Genomic DNA, 21,207 nt, shown 5'->3' with positions numbered 1-21,207 from the left:
AACACTGCTCCCCGGCGAGTCGGATCACCTCATACACCCCCGAATTCCGCACTCGCCGACAGGAGCAAGGCCGTGCGCACCTCAGCAGCCTCCCTCGTCCTGGCCCTCTGGGCCACGATCCTCGTCGCCGCCGGTACGACAGTGAGTGCGGCCGCACCGCCGGTAACCGACGTGACCCCGGGTGCGTTCTGCGACATCCCCAACCAACGCGGAGTCACCAAAACCGGCAAACCCATGATCTGCGCGACCACCGCGACGGACGGCAAGCTGCGCTGGCGCGACGCCTGACCCCGAAACGACGAATGCCACGTGAACTCACGTGGCATTCGGGCGTCGCTGCGGGCCGTCACAGGGGCGGGAAACCCGCCGAACCCGTGCTGGCCCAGGTCCAGAATGCCGTCGCATGCGCGATGAGGACGTTGGCGAGATCGATAACCGTGCTACCCATGGGGTTCCTTACATCAGGTGATGACTTGCAGGGCCCAGGGTAGCGGGGGTCAGAGATTGCCCACGGCGTGTTCGAGTTTGCGGGCGACCAGGTCGCGGGCCTGCTCGCGCAGGGCGGGACGATAGCCGCTGGGGTAGACCGGGTCGGCGGGGGCGTACTTCTTGAGAACCTCCTTGGCGAGGGTGATCTTGTGGACCTCGGTGGGGCCGTCGGCCAGGCCCATCACCTCGGCGTAGGCCAGCATGTCCATGAAGGGCAGATCGTCGCTGACGCCGAGAGCGCCGTGCAGGTGCAGGGCGCGGCGGGCCACATCGTGCATGACCTTCGGCATGGCGACCTTGATGGCGGCGATGTCCTTGCGGACGTTGCGATAGTTCTGTTCCTTGTCGATGCGCCACGCGGTGCGCAGCACGAGCAGGCGGAACTGCTCCATCTCGATCCAGGAATCGGCGATGGCCTCCTGCGCCATCTGCTTGCCGCCGAGCACACCACGGCCCATCGGCCGCGACACCGCGCGCTCGCACATCATGTCGAATGCCTTGCGCACCATGGCAACCGTGCGCATGGCGTGATGCACCCGCCCGCCGCCGAGCCGGGTCTGGGCCACGAGGAAGCCCGCGCCCTCCGCACCGAGCAGATGATCGGCGGGCACCCGGACGTCGGTGAACCGCAGATGCGCCTCGTGGTCGCTGAAACCGGGGACGCGGAAGTTCTTCACGATCTCGAGCCCCGGCGTCTCGGCGGGCACGATGAACATCGACAGCCGCTCGTGCGGCGCGGCGTCGGGAGCGGTCACCACCATCACGATGTGGAAGGCGGCGTGCTCGGCGGCGGTGTTGAACCACTTCTCGCCGTTGATGACCCACGAATCACCGTCCCGCACCGCGCGCGCCTGGAACGAGGTGGGATCCGAACCGCCGGTGGGTTCGGTCATCACATAACAGGATCCGATCTCACCGGCGAGCAGCGGGCCGAGATAGCGCTCCTTCTGCTCGGGGGTGCCGAAGTGGGCGAGGATCTCCGCGTTCCCCGAATCGGGGGCCTGGTTGCCGAAGACGAGCGGCGCCCACATCGACGTGCCGAGCATCTCGTTGAGCAACGCGAGCTTGAGCTGCCCGTAACCGGGGCCGCCCAACTCGGGCCCGAGGTGACAGGCCCACAGTCCTTGCTCCTTGACGCGCTCCTGCAACGGCCGCAGCAGCGCCCGCACCTGCGGGTCGGCGCGGTTGTACGGGTTGAGTCCGATCAGGTCGAGGGGCTCGACCTCCGTGCGGACGAAGTCGGCGACCCAGTCCAGCTTGCGCTGGTACTCCGGGTCGGTCTCGAAATCCCAGGACATGATCAGCCTTTCGTGTGAGTGAGAGCCGTCGCCCGGTCCACACCGGGCGCGGTCATTCCGTCCAGAACCGTGGTGGCGACGATGTCGCCGATCTCCTCGGGGGTGCGCCCGCCGCCGGGCCGATACCACAGGGTCACCGAATTCAGCATTCCCAGCACGCTGTTGGTGACCACGTGGTCGGCCGTGCGCAGCAGCCCCTCGCCGTGCCCGGCGTCGATCACTCGCTGCCAGCGCTCCTGCACCCGGTCGCGCAGGTCCTGGAGGTCGTCGGCGCGCTCGCCGGTGAGCGCCGAGACGTCGCGCAGCTGGATGGCGACCTCCTGCCGATGCTCGATGATGAGCCGCACATGACTGTGGATCAGCTTGCGCAGCTTGGCGATCGGATCCGCGTCGCTCGCCTCGATCTCGCTGGCCTCGGCGAGCATCACCTCGGTGTAGCCGCGCAGGATCTGGAACAGCAGCTCCTCCTTGGAGCCGATGTGGTAGTAGAGCGCGCCCCGCTGCACGTCGGCGCGGTCGCCGATCTCCGCGACGCCGGTGCCGTGAAATCCCTTGGTGGCGAACAGGTCCACGGCCACGCGCGTGATCCGCCAGCGCGTCTGCTCGGCGGTGGCGGCCGGGGGTCTGCCCCGGCGGCGCTCGGGGGTGGTGGTCATCGCCAGCCCCCGTCGAGCGCCAGCGTCGCGCCGGAGCAGAACCCAGACGCCTCCCGATCCGCGAAATACAGTGCGGCGCCGACGATTTCCGCGGCCTCGCCGACCCGGCCCGCGGCATTGTGTCTGCTCAGCTCCGCGCGCAACTCCTCCGGCCACGACGCCGAGATGTCGGTGGCGAACGGGCCGCACTGGATCGTGTTGACCCGCACCGACGGTCCGTAGGTCTGCGCCACACCCAGGGTGAGCGCGTTCAGGCCCGCCTTGGCCGCCGAATACGGCACCGCGAACGGCTCGGGACGCACCGCCTCGAGGGAGGAGACGTTGATGATCGAGCCGCCCCCGGCCGCGGCCATGCGCGCCCCGATCAGCGCCGAAAGCCGAAACGGCCCTTTGAGATTCACGCCGATGACCTTGTCGAACAGGGCCTCGCTGACCTGATCGAGGCTGGGATACAGCGGGGAGAGCCCGGCGTTGTTGACCAGGACGTCGACCCGGCCGAACTCCGCGTAGGCGGCCTCGACCAGCTCGTCGCACTGCGACCACACGCTCACGTTGCACGCGACCGGCAGTGCGCGCCTGCCGAATTCGTCGGCCACCCGCTTCGCCAGCTCGGCGCACGCGTCGAACTTGCGACTGGCGATCACCACGTCGGCGCCGGCCGCGGCGAAGGCCAGCACCATCTCCCGGCCGAGCCCGCGACTGCCGCCGGTGACCACGGCGACCTTGTCGGTGAGTCCCATCCCCGCGCCCCTTCCGTCGTAATGTTCCATCCAGTACATTAAAGGCAGCGCGCGATACGATCAAGGGGTGTGAGGTCCGGCTTCTACCGCCGAGTAACATGACAGGCGTACTTTTTCCATCCGGCTTCTCGAAATGAGGCAGTAGATGACAGAGCGGATTCAGGTCGGCGAGCTTCAGGTGGCGAAGGTTCTCCACGACTTCGTCGAGAACGAGGCGCTCCCCGGCACCGGCATCGACTCCGCCGCGTTCTGGTCGGGTGCCGAGCGGGTCATCAGCGACCTCGCGCCGCGCAACCGGGCGCTGCTGGCCGAACGCGACGAGATCCAGGGCAAGCTCGACGCCTGGCACGCCGAGAACCCGGGCGCGGGCTACGACAAGGCCGCCTACAAGCGGTTCCTCAGCGAGATCGGCTACCTGCGCGAGGAGCCCGCCGACTTCCGGATCGGCACCGAGAACGTCGACGACGAGATCGCCACCACCGCCGGTCCGCAGCTGGTCGTCCCGGTGATGAACGCCCGCTTCGCCATCAACGCCGCCAACGCCCGCTGGGGTTCGCTCTACGACGCCCTCTACGGCACCGACGCCATTCCCGAGACCGGCGGCGCGGAGAAGGGCAGCGGCTACAACAAGGTCCGCGGCGACAAGGTCATCGAGTGGGCCCGCAACTTCCTCGACGACGCGGTTCCGCTGATCACCGGCTCGCACGTCGGCTCGAAGAAGTACGCCATCGTCGACGGCGAACTCGAGGTCACCCTCGAGGACGAGACCACCATCGGCCTCGGCGATCCGCAGGCGCTGGTCGGCTACCGCGGCGAGCCGGAGAATCCGACCGCGGTGCTGCTCAAGCACAACGGCCTGCACATCGAGATCCAGATCGATCCGGAATCGCCCATCGGCAAGACCGACGACGCGGGCGTCAAGGACGTCGTGCTCGAGTCCGCGGTCACCACCATCATGGACTTCGAGGACTCGGTCGCCGCGGTCGACGCCGAGGACAAGGTGCTCTGCTACCACAACTGGCTCGGCCTGATGAAAGGCGATCTGGCCGAAGAGGTTTCCAAGGGCGGCAAGACCTTCACCCGCACCATGAACCCGGACCGGGTCTACACCGCGCTCGACGGTTCCGAGCTGGTGCTGCACGGTCGTTCGCTGCTGTTCGTGCGCAACGTCGGCCACCTGATGACCTCCGACGCCATCCTCGACGCCGACGGCAACGAGGTGCCCGAGGGCATCCTCGACGCCCTGATCACCTCGCTCATCGCCACCCACTCGCTGCGCGACGACGCGAAGCTCAAGAACTCGCGCACCGGCTCGGTCTACATCGTGAAGCCGAAGATGCACGGCCCCGACGAGGTCGCCTTCACCGACGAGCTGTTCGGCCGCGTCGAAGAGGTGCTGGGCCTGCCCACCAACACCCTCAAGGTCGGCATCATGGACGAGGAGCGCCGCACCACGGTCAACCTCAAGGCGTGCATCGCCGCCGCCAAGGACCGCGTGGTGTTCATCAACACCGGCTTCCTCGACCGCACCGGCGACGAGATCCACACCTCCATGGAGGCCGGGCCGATGGTCCGCAAGGCCGACATGAAGTCCCAGCAGTGGATCCTGGCCTACGAGGACTGGAACGTCGACACCGGCCTGGCCACCGGCCTGCCGCACAAGGCGCAGATCGGTAAGGGCATGTGGGCCATGCCCGATCTGATGAAGGCCATGCTCGAGCAGAAGATCGGCCACCCGCGCGCGGGCGCCACCACCGCGTGGGTCCCCTCGCCGACCGCCGCCACCCTGCACGCGACGCATTACCACCTCGTGGACGTGTTCAAGCGGCAGGCCGAGATCGCCAAGGGCGGCCTGCGCGCGAGCGTCGACCAGCTGCTCGAGATCCCGCTGGCCGCCGACACCAACTGGACCCCGGAGGAGATCCAGGGCGAGCTGGACAACAACGCCCAGTCCATCCTCGGCTACGTGGTCCGCTGGATCGATCACGGCGTCGGCTGCTCCAAGGTCCCCGACATCCACGACGTCGCCCTCATGGAAGACCGTGCCACCCTGCGCATTTCGAGCCAGCTCATGGCCAATTGGCTGCGCCACGGCATCGTCACCACCGACCAGGTGATCGCCAGCCTCGAACGCATGGCCCCCGTCGTCGACCGCCAGAACGCCAACGACCCCAACTACCGCCCCATGGCCCCCGACTTCGACGCCAGCGTCGCCTTCCAGGCCGCCAAGGACCTCATCCTGGAAGGCACCCGCCAACCCAACGGCTACACCGAACCCATCCTCCACCGCCGCCGCCGCGAGGCGAAGGCTCTGGCCGACAAGAACTGAGTCGGCACAGCGAGAGAGGCCCCGAGCGCATTGCGCCCGGGGCCTCGTCGTTCGCCGATCACCAAACCTCCAGGGCTGCAACGAGGTTGTCGACTAGACTGCTCCGTCATCACGGTCGGCTGAACCGGAGGGGGAATCTTGTCACGACTCGCGGAACCCGCGCCCTTGGTGGACCGTGTCGACGAGCTCGCCGAACTGCTCGGCCGCATCGAGCGGGTTGTCGAAACCGGCGCGGGAGACGTGCTCGTCGTCCAGGGCGAGGCCGGAGTCGGAAAGACCAGTCTGCTGGAAACGTTGGCGCACCACGCCGTTCAGCGTCACGCCGACCGGGGCCTGCTGGCCGGGTACGGGCAGGCCATGCTGAATTCCCTGGCGTCCGACTCCTTTCAAGCGGTGCGGGAATGCCTGCGGTCGCTGACCTCGTGGGCCGAACGATCGGGCTCTCGATCGAGGCTCGAGCGGTTGGCCCGCTCGTTCGGCGAACATGCTCCGGATTGGATCGAATCCGTTCCGGTGGTCGGTCAGTTGCTGGCGGCCGGAGTGCGCACGGGCCGGACCTTCGCCGCGTCCGGTCACGATCAGGCGGAGATCGACAGTCGGCTCGATCAGCTACTGCGTTTCATCGAGGACCTGCTCGCCGACGGTCCGGTGTTGATGATCCTCGACGACCTGCACTGGGCCGACACCGCCACCATCGATCTGCTCACCACGATCGCCCTGCGGATCGACGGCCCGCTCATCCTGGTGCTGGCGTTCCGCCCCGATCAGCTGCGCGGACAGGATCAGACACATCCCCTGCAACGCGCGGTGTATCGCCTGTGCCGGTATCGGCCGGGAACCATGGTGATGGAACTGCCGCGGTTGTCGAGCGCCGACACCGAGCTGCTGGTCCGCCGAGCGACGAAAGGCGCTGTGCTCCCGGCGCATTCGATGTCGCGCATCGTGCGGCTGAGCGCGGGCAACCCGCTGTTCGCCGAATCCCTCGCGCGATTGGGCGACCAGACGGATCGCGTTGCGCCACAACAGATCACGGCGGTCCTCGAGGAGCGGCTGTCGTACCTCACCCTCGAGGATCAACGGCTGCTTGAGACCGCCGCGCTGATCGGTTACAGCTTCGAGGTCGACTACCTCGCGCGACTCGCGCGCCTGGATATCGACGATGTCTACGACCGTCTGCACGTGCTGTTCGAGGAGTACGCGTTGGTGCGGCCCGCCGAACCCCGCGGCGACCTCGACCGGTATCTGATCCATCATCCGCTGTTCGCCGAGATCCTGCGGGAACGCGGGGCCCAGAACGCGCCGCGGTGGCGTCGCCAGCACGCCCGATTCCTGGAGATCCTCGAGGCCGAGCCGCACTGGGACGACGAAACGCAGGTGCGGGCGGCGGCGGTCGCGGTCGCGGCCCGCGATCGGGCCAAGGCGGGGCCCCTCTCGCTGGCGGCCGCCCGCCGCCAGCTCGCGCTGGGCGCGGTATCCAAGGCACGCGAACTCGCGGACATCGCGGTCGAGCACGCACCGTCGTTCCACTCGTGGTCACTGCTCGCCGAATCCCAAACGGTCAGTGGCGATCACAGCGCGGGCACCCGATCGTGCGCGGCGGCGCTGGCGTTGAGCGGAGCGGAACCGCTCGAACCCGATCAGGTCGCCGGTGTGCGGTTGCTGTGGGCGCGGAACCTGCGGATGACCTGCCGGTGGGACGACGTGGACCGCGTACTCGACGAGTTGCTCGCCCAGCACCTGACCTCCGGCGAGATCCGCGCCGAGGCGTTGATCCTGAAGGCCGAGGTCGCGTTGTGCGGTCCGGTGCAGGACACGGCCGGATGTATCGACCTGTGCGAGTCGGTCGCGTCGATGACCGCCGCGGCGGAGCTGCGGTCGCGGGCCTTCGGGCATCGAGGTCTCGCGCACCTCGCCGCCTACGAACCGCTCGAGGCCGATCGGTGGCTGACGCGGTCCATCGAGGCGGCCGAGGACTCCGGCCATCCATACGCCAGATACGAGGCACTGCACTGGCTGAGCAAGAAGACGATGGCCTGCCTCGAACTGGAACGCTCCTGGGCGCTGCTGGAGGAATTGGGCCGGATGTCGCGGACATCCGGTGTCGCGAGCGACAATCCGCCGCATCTGCGGGACTCGAGCCGGGTGCTCGGCTTGCGGGGGAACCACGCGGGCGCGGCGGAGGCGTTCGCACGGTACCTCGACGTCAGCCTCTCCCCCGGGCTCGACAAGGTGGCCACGACCCTCACCTGTCAGGTGATCGAGTTGGACGGCCTGCGCGGCCGGGAATCCGGCGCGGAGTTGCTGGCCCAGCTCCGGGTCGTGTGTGACCGGGATCTGCTCGCCGCGGACCGACGGGAGCGGCTGATTCGACTGCTCGACACCCTCGACGGCCGCGCTCCGGGGGCCGACCCCGTCGAATTCGCCATCGCTCGGCTCGGTGTCGCATCCGACGACGCTCTCGCCGCCGACGCCATCTTCCGATTCGACGTCCCCAGTCTCACGAAACTGCGATCGCTCCTCGGACACGGTGCGGGATCGTGAAAGACCTTGCCTACGAGAACTTTCCATTCGCGCCGGGTGTGGTGCAGCTCAACCACGCCTCGTACGGCGTCACGTCCCGCCGGGTGATGTGCGCCGCCGAATCGGCCCGAGACCGGATCGAGGCCGATCCGAACATTCGACTCGGAGCCGAGTTGGTCGATCTTCTCCGAGACCGGACCGCGCGAGTCGCCGAGGCGTTCGCGCTCGAGCCCGAGCGGATTACGTTCTGCGCCAACGCGACCTCGGCCGCGGCCGCCGTCATCGCCTCGCTGCCGCTCACCGGAGCCGACACCGTGGTCGTCCTCGACACGGAGTACTCCTCGATCATCCGGGCATGGGAACTCGCCGCGGCCCGCGCGTCGGCGAATCTCGTTGTCGTGCCGGTGTCCTTGCCGTTCCACAGCGCGGAGCAACTGCTCGACGCGCTCGACACAGCGGTTCCGGGCTCCGTCCGTTACCTCCAGATGAGCCTGGTCAGCTCCTCGGCCGCGATTCGAATGCCGGTCGAGCGGGTCGCCGAGTGGGTGCGCGATCGCGGCGGCCGGTTGATTGTCGACGCGGCCCACGGCCCCGGCCACGTCCCGATGACTCCGTCGACATGGGGTGCCGCCGCGATGTTCGGCACCCTGCACAAATGGCTCCCGGCGCTGCGCGCCGTCGGGCTCCTCTGGCTCGCCGCGGATCTCGTCGACCGGGTCCGCCCGGCCGAGGTATCACTCACCTGGGACGCACCGGACCTGATCGAAAGATACTCCTGGCCGGGCACATTCGATCCGGTACCGCGGTTGACGATCGATACCGCGCTCGCGCAATGGGCCGAGTGGCGGGCACGCCACCTGCTTGCCGAATGCGAGGCCCTGGCCGACACCGGTTCCCGCCTGCTCGCCGACTGCGGCGCCCACCCCACGGCCGAAACCGCGTACCTGCCACCGCGATTGCGGGCATTCGTCCTCGAGGGTGTGACGGTCCGGCAGGTGAAGGAGGCCACCCGCGCCGTGCCGCTACGGATCTGGGCAGGCCCCGGTCCGCGCGGTGAATGCCTGCTTCGCTTCGCCACCCACATCTACAACGACGAACCCGACCTCGAAACGCTCGCCCGCACGATCAAGGAGGTTCTCACCCGATGACCGTGCCCGCCATCCCCGAACGCCTCGAACGGGCGATCCTGTTCCTCCGCGGGGAAGACGAGGGCCGACGATGGCTCGACGCCCTCCCGGATCGAATCGAACGCTACGCCCGGGCATGGCGGCTCGACCTGGACAGTGTCGCGGACAGCGGTGCGATGTCGTGCTGCGTCTACGCCACCACGGCCACCGGCACCGCGGTGGTGCTGAAGCTTCCGGTGGATCAGGAGTCCGGAGCGACGGAAATCGGTCTGCTCGACCATTGGTCGGCCACCGGAGCCACCCCCGCGGTTCTGGAACACGACGACTCCGGCGTCTTCCTGATGACCCGAATCGTGCCCGGCGATATCGTCTGGCCCACCGACGGCCCTGCCGACGCCGAACGATTCGGTGCGCTCCTGTCCCGGCTCAACGCCGCCGACCTCCCCGCACCGCCCGCCCTGAAGGATCTGGCCGAGGTCGCGGCCATGCGAATCGCCTGGGCCAGAGAGCGTTTCGCCGACCCCCGCTATGCCGTGGCGATGGCCGCGTTCGGCGCGGACCGTCATCTCCCCGCGGCCGAGCGGATCCTCGACCGGCTGCTCCGCACGACGCCGCGACGCCACGTCCTGCACGCGGATCTACAGGCGAAGAATATCCTCCGGGGCCCCGATCACTGGTACACGATCGATCCGCTCGGGGCACTGGGCGATATCAACGCCGAGGCGGCCCTGTGGGTGGCGATTCAGGACGGTCCGACAACGATCGCCGAGCGGCTGACGCAGCTGAACGAGCATCCGCTGCTCGACGAGAGTCGTTTGCACGCTTGGACTTACGTCTTCGCGGTGGCCGAATACCGAAGTTACCTTCCGGCGTCCGCCGAGCGGATGGCGACGTTCGTCTCGGCTGTGGATGTGGCGGATTGTGCGCGTCGACTCGGCGCTGTCTGAGGTCGTCGTGCCGAATCCCCTTCCCCCACTCAGCCTTCCGACGGATGCGCCAACGGCCACCCGCCCGCCGCCAACCGGGACGCCACCCGGTTCACATCCTCCGCGCTCGGCTTCTCATGGGCCAGCCCGGTGATGGCCGCCTCGATATCCGCGCGGTCGATGTCGGTGACATGCCCGTCGGTGAGAAGGCGTTCGACGACCTCGGCGATCTCTTCCTCGGTGAGTTTGCGGTGCAGGACCGCGAACAGGGCGACGTAGTCTTCGCGGGGGACGCCCTGGGGGTAGCCCGCGCGGAGCCAGTCCAGGACGCAGGTGAGGATCGACCGGTGTTCGGTTGTCATGGGGGAGCTCACTTCTTGGGAGGTTTGGCGCCGAACAGCTGGACGTCGAAGGTGTGGCTGATGAAATCCTTTGCGACGTAGAGGATTCCGGCCACGATGGCGGCGAGGACGATCGCGAAGCAGATGTAGGCGACGGCCTGGTAGACCGGGTTGCGGCGGGCGACCGAGCCGTCCGCGCCGACGGTCTCGAGGGACCAGAAGCGGATGCCGACGCCGAACAGGATCGGCAGGCCCGCGCCGAGGACGATGCCGATGGCCACGACCTCGCCGAGCGATTTCACGATGGAGACGAAGGTGTGCACGCTGCCTCCTAGACCGACGCGCCGGTGGTGGGGGTCGACACGTTGGACGGCGGGGTGAGGCCGCCCTCCCACTCGTCGTTGACGTTGTGGGTGCCGACCGGATTGCGCCGCGCCCGCAGGAACATGTACCCGGAGACCGCGAGCAGGATCACGAAGTCGACCAGCACACCGGCCAGCCCGCCGAACAGGTCCGCGATCCCCCAGCACAGCGCGCCGACCACGGCCGCCAGCGGCAGCGTGAGACACCAGGCGACGACCATGCGGCCCATGACCGACCAGCGCACCTCGGCTCCCGGCTTGCCCAGGCCCGTGCCGAGGATCGAACCGGTCGCGGTGTGCGTGGTCGACAGCGGCAGTCCGAACTGCGCGGAGGTCAGGATGATCGACGCCGACGCCGATTCGGCCGCGAAGCCCTGCGGCGAGTCGATCTCGACCAGGCCCTTGCCGAGCGTGCGGATGATCCGCCAGCCACCGAGGTAGGTGCCCAGCGCGATGGCCAGCGCGCAACACACCTTCACCCACAGCGGGATGCTGTCGCTGTTGGTGTAGGTGCCGTGCGCGACCAGGGCCATGAAGATGACGCCCATCGTCTTCTGCGCGTCGTTGGTGCCGTGCGCGAGCGACACCAGCGAGGCCGAGCCGATCTGCCCCCAGCGGAAGCCGGTGCGCACCTTGCCCTCGTTCGCCGCGCGGGTGAGGCGATAGATCACGAACGTGCTCAACGCCGCTATGAGCGCCGCCACGAACGGCGCCAGCAGTGCGGGCACGATGATCTTGTTGATCAGGCCGGTGCTCTTGTCGCCGGTCCAGATCACCCCGCTCGCCCCGAGCGCGGCCATCGCGGCGCCGATGAGGCCGCCGAACAGCGCGTGCGTGGAGCTCGACGGCAGGCCGAGCAGCCAGGTCAGCAGGTTCCACAGGATGCCGCCGACCAGTCCGGCGAACACGATGTGCAACAGGTCCATGTGATGGACGTCGTTGATCTTGAGCAGCCCGCCGGAGACGGTCTTGGCGACCTCCACCGACAGGAACGCTCCGACAAGGTTCAGTACTGCCGAAAGTGCAACCGCCACACGAGGTCCGAGCGCACCCGTGGCAATCGACGTCGCCATCGCGTTGGCGGTGTCGTGGAAACCATTGGTGAAATCGAAGGCAAGCGCGGTGACTATCACAATCGTGAGCACAATGAGTTCTGCGGTCACGAGGTAGATCTTCCCCCGTTGCCGCGCTTGGTTCCGGCCGTGGCGAGCAATTCACCGAAAGTTCAGCCCGGGAATACGAACACCGATGAACCCGTTACCGGCCGAGGTGAACATCTTGATCGTATACGCGCACCCCGAACCGGATTCGCTGACAGGATCATTGAAAGATGTTGCGGTGCAACAGCTTCGACAGGACGGTCACGACGTCCGGGTGAGCGACCTGTACGCGATGGGCTGGAAGGCGCACGCCGACGCCGCGGATTTCGGCGACGTCGCGGAAACGAATTTCATGCTCGCGTCCGGCGAGGCGTACGCCAACGGCTCGCTCACCCCCGATATTCGCGCCGAACAGGAGAAACTCCTGTGGGCCGACACCGTGCTGCTGCATTTCCCGCTGTGGTGGTTCTCGATGCCCGCGATCCTCAAGGGCTGGGTGGACCGAGTGTTCACCTGCGGATTCGCCTACGGCGTGGGCTCGCGCGCGCTACCCCGTTACGGCGCGGGCATTCTCAGCGGCCGCCGCGCGATGCTGGTGGTGACGATCGGCGGGCGCGAGCCGGGCTACTCCGACCGCGGCGTGAACGGCCCGATCGAGGATCTGCTGTTCCCCATCCACCACGGCATCCTCTACTACCCCGGCATGGACGTGCTGCCGCCGTTCCTGGTGCACGGCAGCCTGCGCGTGAACGACACGCGGTTCGCCGAGATCGCCGCGGACCTGCGGGAACGGCTGGCGAAACTGGAGACGATCGAGCCGATCCGCTACCGCCCGCAGGACGGCGGCGACTACGACCGGAGCCTGCGGCTGCGACCCGGGCTGGAACGCGACGGCCGGACCGGCTTCGCGGTGCACATCACGTCCTGAACCGGGGAACAAATCCGGCGGCCCCCTCGTTGAACAGCGAGACGAGGGGGTTCCCGTGCGGCGCAGCGCGTCTCACCGGGAGAAAAATCAACCGACAACGGCGTAACGCTGTGTCACCATTGGCGATGTTCCCTCCGGCCCCGCAGCGGGGCCGGACGCAGCCACGAACAGCAGGAAGGAGGAGGTGGCCGATGCCCGACAAGGTAATGAATCCCGCAGGCGAACAACGACTTTCGAGTCCCGAGCAGCGACGCGAGTCCGGCCGCCTCCAGAGCCGGGCCTGACCCGCCCCGTCGATCTCCCCTTCCGCTCTCCACGAAACATGGTGGCTCCCATGCTGTTCGATCCTCCCGACGCGCCCGACAATTGGATACACACCGGTGTGCTGCTGCTCAACGCCTCCTACGAGGCGTTGTGCGAGATCGGCGCGGACCGGGCGATCGTGCTGCTCGTCTCCGGCGTGGCCGAGACCATCGCCGATCGCGAGCCTTACGTCCCCATCCGTTCGCGGCATCTGGAAATAGCGCTGCCCGAGACGATTCGTCTGCTGCGTTATGTCTATCTCGAACACGGGGTGGCGCGGCACGACCACAGCCGCGCCACGCTCGCGGGCGTGCTGCGGCGCGACGGTCAGCGGTGCGGGTACTGCGCGGGCCCCGCGCGGACCGTCGACCACATAGTCCCGCGCAGCCGGGGCGGGACGAACACCTGGAACAACCTCGTCGCCGCGTGCGGGCCGTGCAACACCCGCAAGGCCGACCGCACCCCCGAGGAGGCCGGGATGCGGCTGCTGTGGGAGCCGAAGGCGCCCGACGAGCTGGCCCGCAGACAACGGCGGATCTGGAAGGACCTGTCCGCCACCCGATAGACCCCGAGAAAGGAGGGGATCCGATATGACGAACGCAGTACAGGAGCTCACCCTGGTGGATCTGCTCCCGCTCTCGGATTCGCAGAGCTGGGAACAGGCCGCGTGCAAGGGTGATCCGAATCACGAGGCGTGGTTCCCGTATCCGTCGCAGGACTTCGCGTACGCGCGGAGCGTCTGCGCGAGCTGCCCGATCCGCCGCCAGTGCGGGCAGTTCGCGGCCGACACCGGTCAGACCGGTGTGTGGGGCGGGCACGAGTACGACCGCGGACGGTTGGTCCGGGAGTAGCTCTCTACACTGGCAACCCGTGGGTACACATCGCAGTGCGGACGGTTCACGGGGTGTCAGCAAGGGGCTGGTGATATCCGTGGCGGCCGTGCTGCTGGTGATCGCGGGGATCGGTGGCTGGTTCTGGCTCAGTCACCGATCCGCCGACGAAAGTCGCAGCGCGGCCGCCGAATGCGTCGAGGGCGAGGCGACGCTGGCCGTCACCGTCGACCCCGACATCCTCGCGCCCGTCCGCGCCGCCGCCGACCGCTACAACGCCACCAAGCCCAAGGTTCGCGATCACTGCGCGAGCGTGCGGGTGACCGGGCGGCCCTCGGCGGCGATGGTGGCCGGATTCACCGGCCGCGCTTGGGATTCCGCGCTCGGACCCGAACCGGCGCTGTGGATTCCGGATTCGTCGCGGTCGATCGAGGCGATGCGGGTGCCCGGCCTGGTGGAGGGCGCGCCCGCCTCGGTGGCGACGAGTCCGATCGTGCTGGCCGTGCCGGAGCCGTTGCGTGCGGCGCTGGAGTCGGCGAAGACCGGGTGGGCGGATCTGCCCAAGCTGCAACAGGGTTCGCTGAGCGACGTCGGGTTGAAGGGCTGGGGCGGGTTGCGGCTCGCGCTACCCGACGGGGACGCGACGCTGGCGACGGCGACGACTGTCGGTGCGGCGCTGTCGAGTTCGGATCCGCTGGACGAGACGGCGGCCAAATCCGGTCAGGTGGTGTCGGCGATCTCCCAGCTCGCCGCGGGCGCGCCCGAACCCGGGGATGTCACCGCCACGCTGGGCGCGCTGGCCGGGGCCGCGGATCCGGCGAAAGGGACCGTGCACGCGCTGCCGGTAACCGCTCAGCAACTCAAGGCGGTGTCCGGTGTCGCGCAGTACCGGCCCACCGGTGCCGCGCCCGTCGCCGACCATCCCGCGGCCCTGCTGACCGGGCCCTGGGTCGACAAGACCGCCAACCTCATCGCGGGCCTGTTCGTGGACTATCTGCGCGCCCCCGAGCAGCAGAGGCTGTTCGCCGACCAGGGTTTCGAGCCGCCCGCCGCGACGGCCGTCTCGGTGCCCGCCAAATCCGTTCTGACGCAGGTACGTTCGGTGCTCGCCAATCCGGTGCTGGGCGTGCACGCGACCGTCCTCATCGACACCACCGCCCCCATGGGCGCCACCGACGGCACCCTCACCAAACTGGGCAACACCCTCGGCGCCCTCCAGTCCACGATGGCCACCATGCCCGCCGACTTCGGCCTCGGCGTCTGGACCTACGCGCACGACTCCGACGACCCGTACAAGATCCTCTCCCCCACCGCACCCCTCACCGAACAGCACCGCACCGACCTCGCCAAGGCCCTGTCGAACGTCAGCCCCACCACCGACAAGAAGGACCGCGCCTACCCCGCCCTGGTCGCCGCCTACCGCAACGCGGTGAGCGAATTCTCGCCCGGCCGAACCAATTCCATCCTGTTGATCACCTCGGGCCCCAACGACGATTCCACGGTCACCGGCGACCAACTCCTGGCCGACATCACCCCCGACCCGAGCCACCCCATCCGGATCGACGTGATCGCGCTCGGCACCCAGACCACCCCGACCCTCCAGTCCGTGGCGCAGAAGACGGGCGGCACCTACACCCACGTCACCACCACGGACGACCTCGCCTTCGGCACGGCGGTCAACCAGGCCCTCACCAACCCCTGACCTGTCGGACCCCCCTGCCATCCTCTCCCCATGGGGAGGAGACCGACCAACCAGCCACCACCGTGCACCTACATCCTCGCCAGCGCCCCGCACGGCCTGCTCTACATCGGCTCCACCCGCAACCTGGTAGCCCGCGTCTGGCAACACAAGAACAACGTCGTCCCCAGCCACACCCGCCGCCACGGCATCCACACCCTGGTCTGGTACGAACCCCACCACACCCTCGAGAACGCGATCCTGCTCGAGAAGCGGCTCACGACCTGGAGCCGGGCTCGCAAGATCGCGTTGATCGAGGGGATGAATCCCGAGTGGGACGATCTCTATCGATCGCTGCTGTAGGCGTTCACTCCGAATCGGCGTACGCCGACAACGGCGGGCACGAGCACACCAGGTTCCGGTCGCCGTAGGCCCCGTCGATGCGGCGGACAGCGGGCCAGACCTTGGGGCGCGGCGAGCTCAAACCCTGTGGGTAGACGGCGGTTTCGCGGGAGTAGGGGTGATTCCAGTCGCCGACCAGGCTGGCCGCCGTGTGGGGGGCGTTGCGGAGGGGGCTGTTGTCGACGGGCCATTCGCCCGCGGCTACTCGATCGATCTCCGCCTTGATGGCGATCATGGCGGCGATGAAGGCGTCGAGTTCTTCCAGGTTCTCGCTCTCGGTGGGTTCGACCATGAGGGTGCCCGCTACCGGGAAGCTCATGGTGGGGGCGTGGAAGCCGTAGTCGGCCAGGCGTTTCGCGACGTCGTCGACGGTGACGCCGGTGCGTTTGGTGATCTCGCGCAGGTCGAGGATGCACTCGTGGGCGACCATGGCGTTCTCGCCGGTGTAGAGGACCGGGAAGTGCGGATCCAGGCGGCGCGCAATGTAATTCGCCGACGCGATGGCGGTGAGGGTGGCTCGGCGCAGGCCGTCGGCGCCCATCATGCGAATGTAGGCCCAGGTGATCGGGAGGATCGACGCGGAGCCGTAGCGCGCGGCGGAGACGGCGTGCGAACCCGACTCCAGCGGGTCACCGGGGAGGTAGGCGGCGAGGTGGTCGCGGACCGCGACCGGGCCGACGCCGGGGCCGCCGCCGCCGTGCGGGATGCAGAACGTCTTGTGCAGGTTCAGATGCGACACGTCGCCGCCGAAGCGGCCCGGACGGGCAAGGCCCACAAGGGCGTTCAGGTTCGCGCCGTCCACGTACACCTGGCCGCCCGCGTCGTGCACCAGCGCGCACAACTCGGCGACCTCGTGTTCGAAGACGCCGTGCGTGGACGGATAGGTGATCATGATGCAGGCCAGGCGGTCGGCGTGGTCGGCGATCTTGGCGCGCAGGTCGTCCAGGTCGACGTCGCCGTTGTCGCGGCACTTCACGACCTCCACCCGCAGCCCGGCCATGGCGGCCGAGGCGGCGTTGGTGCCGTGCGCGCTGGACGGGATGAGGCAGGTGTCACGGTGGGTGTCGCCGCGGTCGAGGTGGTAGCGGCGGATCGCGAGCAGGCCCGCGTACTCGCCCTGGCTACCGGCGTTGGGTTGCAGGCTCACCCGGTCGTAGCCGGTGATGGCGGCCAGCCACTTCTCCAGATCCTCGATCACGCGCACCATGCCGGGCACGTCCTCGACGGGCGCGTAGGGATGCAGGCGGGCGAAGCCGGGCCAGGTGATCGGCTCCATCTCCGCGGTCGCGTTGAGCTTCATGGTGCACGAGCCGAGCGGAATCATGCTGCGGTCCAAGGCGATATCCTTGTCCGACAGCTGTCGCAGGTAGCGCAGCATGGCCGTTTCGGTGTGGTACCGGGTGAAGGCCGGATGGGTCAGGAACTCCGAGGTGCGCGTCTCGATCGAGGGCAGCGCCGACTCGGAAACGCCCTCCGCGCCGAAACTTTCGAGCACGATCGCCACATGCGCCTCGGTGGTCGCCTCGTCGCACGCCACCGACACGTGATCGGCGTCGACCAGCCGCAGATTCACCCCCCGCCCCTTCGCCTTGGCCACCACGGCCTCCGCCCCGCCGGGCACCCGCACCAGCACGGTGTCGAAGAACCGTTCGTGCACAACGGCTTCCCCGAGTCCGGCCGCGAGCCGCTCGGCGTGCCCGTGCACCCGCCGCGCGATCGCGCGCAGCCCGTCGCCGCCGTGATAACTCGCGTACATGGCCGCCACGATCGCCAGCAGCACCTGCGCGGTGCAGATGTTCGAGGTCGCCTTCTCCCGGCGGATGTGCTGCTCGCGGGTCTGCAACGCGAGCCGGTAGGCGGGATCGCCGTCGGCGTCCACCGACACCCCGACCAGCCGCCCCGGCAACTGCCGGGCGTGCGCGGTCCGCACGGCGAGATATCCGGCGTGCGGACCGCCGAAGCCCATCGGCACCCCGAACCGCTGGGTGGTGCCGAAACACACGTCCGCGCCCTGCTCTCCGGGCGGCGTCACCAGGGTCATGGCCAGCAGATCCGCGCCCGCGGCCACGAGCGCGCCCCGATCGTGCGCCGCCGCAATGACATTCGTCCAGTCCACGATCCGGCCCGACGCGCCGGGCGTCTGGAGCAGCACGCCGAAGAACTCCCCGTCGGGCAGCGCGCCGGAGGCCAGATCGGCTTCCACGATCTCGATGCCCAGCGGTTCGGCCCGGGTGGTGAGGATCGTGCGGGTCTGCGGGAACAGGTCGGCGTCGATCAGCAGCCGCGCCGACTTGCTCGACCGGTTCGCCCGGCGCAGCAGGGTCATGGCCTCCGCGGCGGCGGTCGCCTCGTCGAGCATGGACGCGTTGGCGACCTCCATACCGGTCAGATCCGACACCATGGTCTGGAAGTTCAGCAACGCCTCGAGCCGCCCCTGGCTGATCTCGGGCTGATACGGCGTGTAGGCCGTGTACCACGCCGGGTTCTCCAGGATGCCGCGCAGCAGCACGGGCGGGGTCAGCGTGTCGTAGTAGCCGAGCCCGATCATCGAGGTCGCCACGGTGTTCGAATTCGCCAGTGCCGCAAGCTCATCGAGCACCTCGTGCTCGGTGCGCGGGGCGGGCAGCGCGCACAGGCCGTGCGCCGCCGGGTCGTCGCGGATGCTCGCGGGCACCGCGCGGACCGCGAGGTCGTCGAGCGAATCGATGCCGAGCGCGGCGAGCAGCACCTCGACGGCGGCGGCATCGGGTCCGATATGGCGATCGGCGAAGGAACGGGTCACGGCAGCTCCCAGGGGTGCGGGCGGGCCCTCCCCCTCTGTCGTGGCGCCTGAGAGATTCAGGTCCCGGGCTCGGGCTCCTTTTCCCCATGGGCGGATGGCCCGCAACCGAATGCGGCCACCTCTTTCCAGAGGCGTCGAAAGTCCGTGCGGTCCCTGGTGCCTGAGAGATTGACGGGGAGGTGCTGCTCCTTCGGCGCCCGGGTCGCAACCCGGAACTCTCCCGCACGGCCGCGACGCACCGCCAAGTCTAGGCGGTCCCGGATTGCGCCGGTGTTACCGACCCCTAGCCGGTTTTGCTCATGCGCGCCTTGCGGCGGTAGGCCAGCTCGTCCTCGGGGCGGTCGCTGCTCGCGTGGTTCTCGGCGCGTTCGGCCGGGAAGTTGGCGATCGCGCCCGTCAGCTCGCGCATGGCGCCGCTGACCGCGATGCCGAACACGCCCTGCCCGCCCTGCAGTAAATCGACGACCTCTTCCGGTGAGGTGCACTCGTAGACGGTCGCCCCGTCGGAGAACAGCGTGATCCCGGCCAGATCCTCGACCCCGCGGCTGCGCAGATGATCGACGGCGATGCGGATGTTCTGCAGCGAGATGCCCGCGTCGAGCAGCCGCTTGACGATCTTGAGGACCAGGATGTCCTTGAAGGAGTACAGCCGCTGGCTGCCCGATCCGGAGGCGCTGCGGATGGACGGCACGACCAGACCCGTGCGGGCCCAGTAGTCGAGTTGCCGGTAGGTGATCCCGGCGACCTGGCAGGCGCTGGGGACGCGGTAGCCGACGAGTTCGTCGGGGACGGTGTCGTCGGGGAACAGGCCGGGCTGCACCGCGGCGGGCCGCGTATCCGCCGCGTCGGACCCCGTCTGCTGCGGTTGATCTCCCACGAACAACTCCCCTCACTGCTTCGCCGAAGTGGAACCACGGCCTAACTATCGAGGTTACTCCCTCGATTGTCCCGGCTCGATCCGCCTCGAGCCAGTCACCGCGAGGGGCGTGTTTTTCGACCTCTAGCTGAGGTTGATACTCCGCCGTCGGGGCCCGGATTGCCCCGGAATGACCGTTAACTATCGGTGGCCTTGAAATCGTCCGGCGACACCGACTCGAGGAACTCCTTGAACTTCTCCACCTCGTCCTCGCGCTCGTCGGGCATCACCAGCCCGGCCTCCTCGAGCACCGGCTCCTCGGCGTAGATCGGGCAACCCACCCGCAAGGCGATGGCAACCGAGTCCGAGGGCCGCGCGGAGATGCGCACGTCGTTGTCGAAGACCAGATCGGCGTAGAAGGTGCCTTCCTGCAGGTCGACGATCCGGATCTCCTTGAGGGTGTGGCCGAGCTCGTGGATCATGATCTTGATCAGATCGTGGGTGAGCGGCCGGATCGGCGTGACGCCCTCCTGCTCGAGGACGATCGCGGTCGCCTCCGCCTGCCCGATCCAGATCGGTAGGTACCGATCCCCGGCCACCTCGCGGAGCAGCAGCACAGGCTGATTCTGCGGCTGCTCTACACGGATGCCGATCACTCGCATCTCACTCATGACTCCACCTCGCTGGCGCTCGACGGCCGTATCACCGAGTCTAGGCGATGAATTCAGCCGCCGAGTGCGCCGCGCACCGAGGTCTTCACCAGACTGGTATGCAGCGTCAGCGACAGGGCGGCCAGCTCGCGGATGGTCTCCTCCGCGCGGGCGCGGGCGTCAGCGTCGCGGCCCTTGGCGATGGGCGCGGCGATCTGCGCGATCATCGCGGCCTCGCGATCGGCGGCGAGCTTGAACGCGCGCAGATGCCTTGCCTCCAAACCGAATTCGCTCATCGCGCGGGCCGTGCGGGCCAGCGTCACCGCCTCGGTGTCGAAGAAGCCCGCGGCGCCGGGGGTGATCAGATTGGCCCGGATGAGTTCGGCGAGGAACTTCTCGTCGATACCGGCCTGCTCGAGCAGATCCGTTCGCGTGACGCGGATCTCGTGATCGAAGCGCAGCTCCTCCGGCGAGACCTCACCGGGAACCACGCCGAGCCTCCGGGGCGGGGGCGGGCCGGCCGCGGACGCGGAATCGGGCGCACGCCCCGATCCGTCCGCGTCGGCGCCGTCGGCCCGGGCGCGCGCCTCGCGCACCCCGAGCGTCGCGGCGCCGCTGTCGATCGCCTCGAGTTGTTCCTTGATCACCTTCAGCGGCAGGTACTGGTCGCGCTGAGCGGTCAGCACGAATTTCAACCGCTCGACGTCGGCCACCGAGAACCGCCGATAGCCCGAGGGCGTGCGCTCCGGGCTGATCAGCCCCTCCGATTCGAGGAAGCGGATCTTGGAGATGGTGATGTCCGGAAAATCCGGACGCAGCAGGTCCAGCACGGAGCCGATCGACATTCCTCCGCGGGTCCACTGCGCTGCGCCTGTCATCGCATCCGGCCC

Annotated in this window: 20 protein-coding genes and 1 riboswitch; of the genes, 10 read left to right on the top strand and 10 right to left on the bottom strand. The window is 68.5% G+C overall.

Annotated features, from left to right (window positions below):
• The first annotated feature begins 72 nt into the window (after positions 1 to 72).
• Positions 73 to 288, top strand: a complete 216-nt coding sequence (locus ACFYTQ_RS15360; protein WP_387360974.1) for a hypothetical protein — start codon at positions 73 to 75, stop codon at positions 286 to 288.
• A 209-nt stretch (positions 289 to 497) separates the two neighbouring features.
• On the opposite strand, the gene ACFYTQ_RS15355 is transcribed toward ACFYTQ_RS15360, so the two are convergent.
• Genes ACFYTQ_RS15355 through ACFYTQ_RS15345 form a run of 3 tightly spaced genes read right to left on the bottom strand, consistent with a single transcriptional unit; the run spans position 498 to position 3,183 of the window.
• The gene (locus ACFYTQ_RS15355) at positions 498 to 1,787 is read right to left on the bottom strand and encodes an acyl-CoA dehydrogenase family protein (RefSeq protein ID WP_387360972.1); all 1,290 of its coding nucleotides are present in this window, start codon (positions 1,785 to 1,787) and stop codon (positions 498 to 500) included.
• A 2-nt stretch (positions 1,788 to 1,789) separates the two neighbouring features.
• Positions 1,790 to 2,443, bottom strand: a complete 654-nt coding sequence (locus ACFYTQ_RS15350; protein WP_387360970.1) for a TetR/AcrR family transcriptional regulator — start codon at positions 2,441 to 2,443, stop codon at positions 1,790 to 1,792.
• Positions 2,440 to 3,183, bottom strand: coding sequence for an SDR family NAD(P)-dependent oxidoreductase (locus ACFYTQ_RS15345; RefSeq protein WP_387361313.1), 744 nt, complete (start codon positions 3,181 to 3,183; stop codon positions 2,440 to 2,442). The genes ACFYTQ_RS15350 and ACFYTQ_RS15345 overlap by 4 nt, the downstream gene beginning before the upstream one ends.
• A gap of 145 nt (positions 3,184 to 3,328) precedes the next feature.
• Between ACFYTQ_RS15345 and ACFYTQ_RS15340 the strand changes: the two genes are divergently transcribed.
• The 4 genes from ACFYTQ_RS15340 to ACFYTQ_RS15325 all read left to right on the top strand — a co-directional run bounded on the left by ACFYTQ_RS15340 (position 3,329) and on the right by ACFYTQ_RS15325 (position 10,106).
• Positions 3,329 to 5,512: a malate synthase G gene (locus ACFYTQ_RS15340; protein WP_387360968.1), complete on the top strand. Its 2,184-nt coding sequence runs from the start codon at positions 3,329 to 3,331 to the stop codon at positions 5,510 to 5,512.
• Between the two features lie 138 nt (positions 5,513 to 5,650).
• The gene (locus ACFYTQ_RS15335) at positions 5,651 to 8,053 is read left to right on the top strand and encodes an AAA family ATPase (protein WP_387360966.1); all 2,403 of its coding nucleotides are present in this window, start codon (positions 5,651 to 5,653) and stop codon (positions 8,051 to 8,053) included.
• Positions 8,050 to 9,180 (top strand): aminotransferase class V-fold PLP-dependent enzyme, encoded by a 1,131-nt coding sequence (locus ACFYTQ_RS15330; protein ID WP_387360964.1) that lies wholly within the window; start codon positions 8,050 to 8,052, stop codon positions 9,178 to 9,180. Before ACFYTQ_RS15335 ends, ACFYTQ_RS15330 begins: the two co-directional genes overlap by 4 nt.
• Complete coding sequence (locus ACFYTQ_RS15325) at positions 9,177 to 10,106, top strand: aminoglycoside phosphotransferase family protein (RefSeq protein ID WP_387360962.1); 930 nt, start codon at positions 9,177 to 9,179, stop codon at positions 10,104 to 10,106. Before ACFYTQ_RS15330 ends, ACFYTQ_RS15325 begins: the two co-directional genes overlap by 4 nt.
• 29 nt (positions 10,107 to 10,135) lie before the next feature.
• On the opposite strand, the gene ACFYTQ_RS15320 is transcribed toward ACFYTQ_RS15325, so the two are convergent.
• From ACFYTQ_RS15320 to ACFYTQ_RS15310, 3 genes are read right to left on the bottom strand one after another with little or no spacing between them, the layout of a single operon-like run.
• The gene (locus tag ACFYTQ_RS15320; protein WP_387360960.1) at positions 10,136 to 10,447 is read right to left on the bottom strand and encodes a DUF3349 domain-containing protein; all 312 of its coding nucleotides are present in this window, start codon (positions 10,445 to 10,447) and stop codon (positions 10,136 to 10,138) included.
• 8 nt (positions 10,448 to 10,455) lie between these two features.
• The gene (locus ACFYTQ_RS15315) at positions 10,456 to 10,749 is read right to left on the bottom strand and encodes a hypothetical protein (RefSeq protein WP_387360958.1); all 294 of its coding nucleotides are present in this window, start codon (positions 10,747 to 10,749) and stop codon (positions 10,456 to 10,458) included.
• Positions 10,750 to 10,757: 8 nt separating this feature from the next.
• Positions 10,758 to 11,951, bottom strand: coding sequence for an anion permease (locus ACFYTQ_RS15310; RefSeq protein ID WP_387360956.1), 1,194 nt, complete (start codon positions 11,949 to 11,951; stop codon positions 10,758 to 10,760).
• 106 nt (positions 11,952 to 12,057) lie between these two features.
• Between ACFYTQ_RS15310 and ACFYTQ_RS15305 the strand changes: the two genes are divergently transcribed.
• From ACFYTQ_RS15305 to ACFYTQ_RS15285, 5 genes are all read left to right on the top strand, one after another.
• Positions 12,058 to 12,816 (top strand): NAD(P)H-dependent oxidoreductase, encoded by a 759-nt coding sequence (locus tag ACFYTQ_RS15305; protein ID WP_387361312.1) that lies wholly within the window; start codon positions 12,058 to 12,060, stop codon positions 12,814 to 12,816.
• 334 nt (positions 12,817 to 13,150) lie between these two features.
• Positions 13,151 to 13,684 (top strand): HNH endonuclease, encoded by a 534-nt coding sequence (locus ACFYTQ_RS15300; protein ID WP_387360954.1) that lies wholly within the window; start codon positions 13,151 to 13,153, stop codon positions 13,682 to 13,684.
• Positions 13,685 to 13,709: 25 nt separating this feature from the next.
• Positions 13,710 to 13,970 (top strand): WhiB family transcriptional regulator, encoded by a 261-nt coding sequence (locus tag ACFYTQ_RS15295; RefSeq protein WP_387360952.1) that lies wholly within the window; start codon positions 13,710 to 13,712, stop codon positions 13,968 to 13,970.
• 19 nt (positions 13,971 to 13,989) lie between these two features.
• Complete coding sequence (locus ACFYTQ_RS15290) at positions 13,990 to 15,651, top strand: substrate-binding domain-containing protein (RefSeq protein ID WP_387360950.1); 1,662 nt, start codon at positions 13,990 to 13,992, stop codon at positions 15,649 to 15,651.
• Between the two features lie 30 nt (positions 15,652 to 15,681).
• Entirely contained in the window at positions 15,682 to 15,990 is a 309-nt protein-coding gene (locus ACFYTQ_RS15285; protein WP_387360948.1) for a GIY-YIG nuclease family protein, read from the top strand.
• A gap of 4 nt (positions 15,991 to 15,994) precedes the next feature.
• Here ACFYTQ_RS15285 and gcvP read toward each other — a convergent pair whose 3' ends face one another.
• The 4 genes from gcvP to ACFYTQ_RS15265 all read right to left on the bottom strand — a co-directional run bounded on the left by gcvP (position 15,995) and on the right by ACFYTQ_RS15265 (position 21,195).
• Positions 15,995 to 18,811: an aminomethyl-transferring glycine dehydrogenase gene (gene gcvP / locus ACFYTQ_RS15280; protein WP_387360946.1), complete on the bottom strand. Its 2,817-nt coding sequence runs from the start codon at positions 18,809 to 18,811 to the stop codon at positions 15,995 to 15,997.
• A gap of 137 nt (positions 18,812 to 18,948) precedes the next feature.
• Positions 18,949 to 19,044, bottom strand: a riboswitch (glycine riboswitch).
• A gap of 50 nt (positions 19,045 to 19,094) precedes the next feature.
• On the bottom strand, positions 19,095 to 19,688 hold the full coding sequence (locus tag ACFYTQ_RS15275; RefSeq protein WP_387360944.1) for a MerR family transcriptional regulator: 594 nt from the start codon (positions 19,686 to 19,688) through the stop codon (positions 19,095 to 19,097).
• 176 nt (positions 19,689 to 19,864) lie between these two features.
• Entirely contained in the window at positions 19,865 to 20,338 is a 474-nt protein-coding gene (locus tag ACFYTQ_RS15270) for a bifunctional nuclease family protein (RefSeq protein WP_387360942.1), read from the bottom strand.
• Between the two features lie 53 nt (positions 20,339 to 20,391).
• Positions 20,392 to 21,195, bottom strand: a complete 804-nt coding sequence (locus tag ACFYTQ_RS15265; RefSeq protein ID WP_387360940.1) for a MerR family transcriptional regulator — start codon at positions 21,193 to 21,195, stop codon at positions 20,392 to 20,394.
• Between the last annotated feature and the right edge of the window lie 12 nt (positions 21,196 to 21,207).

It is taken from the genome of Nocardia sp. NPDC004068, assembly GCF_042874315.1.
Classification (GTDB): Bacteria; Actinomycetota; Actinomycetes; order Mycobacteriales; family Mycobacteriaceae; genus Nocardia.
Note: the sequence above shows the minus strand (reverse complement) of the source record. Positions and strands in the feature narration are given on the sequence as shown.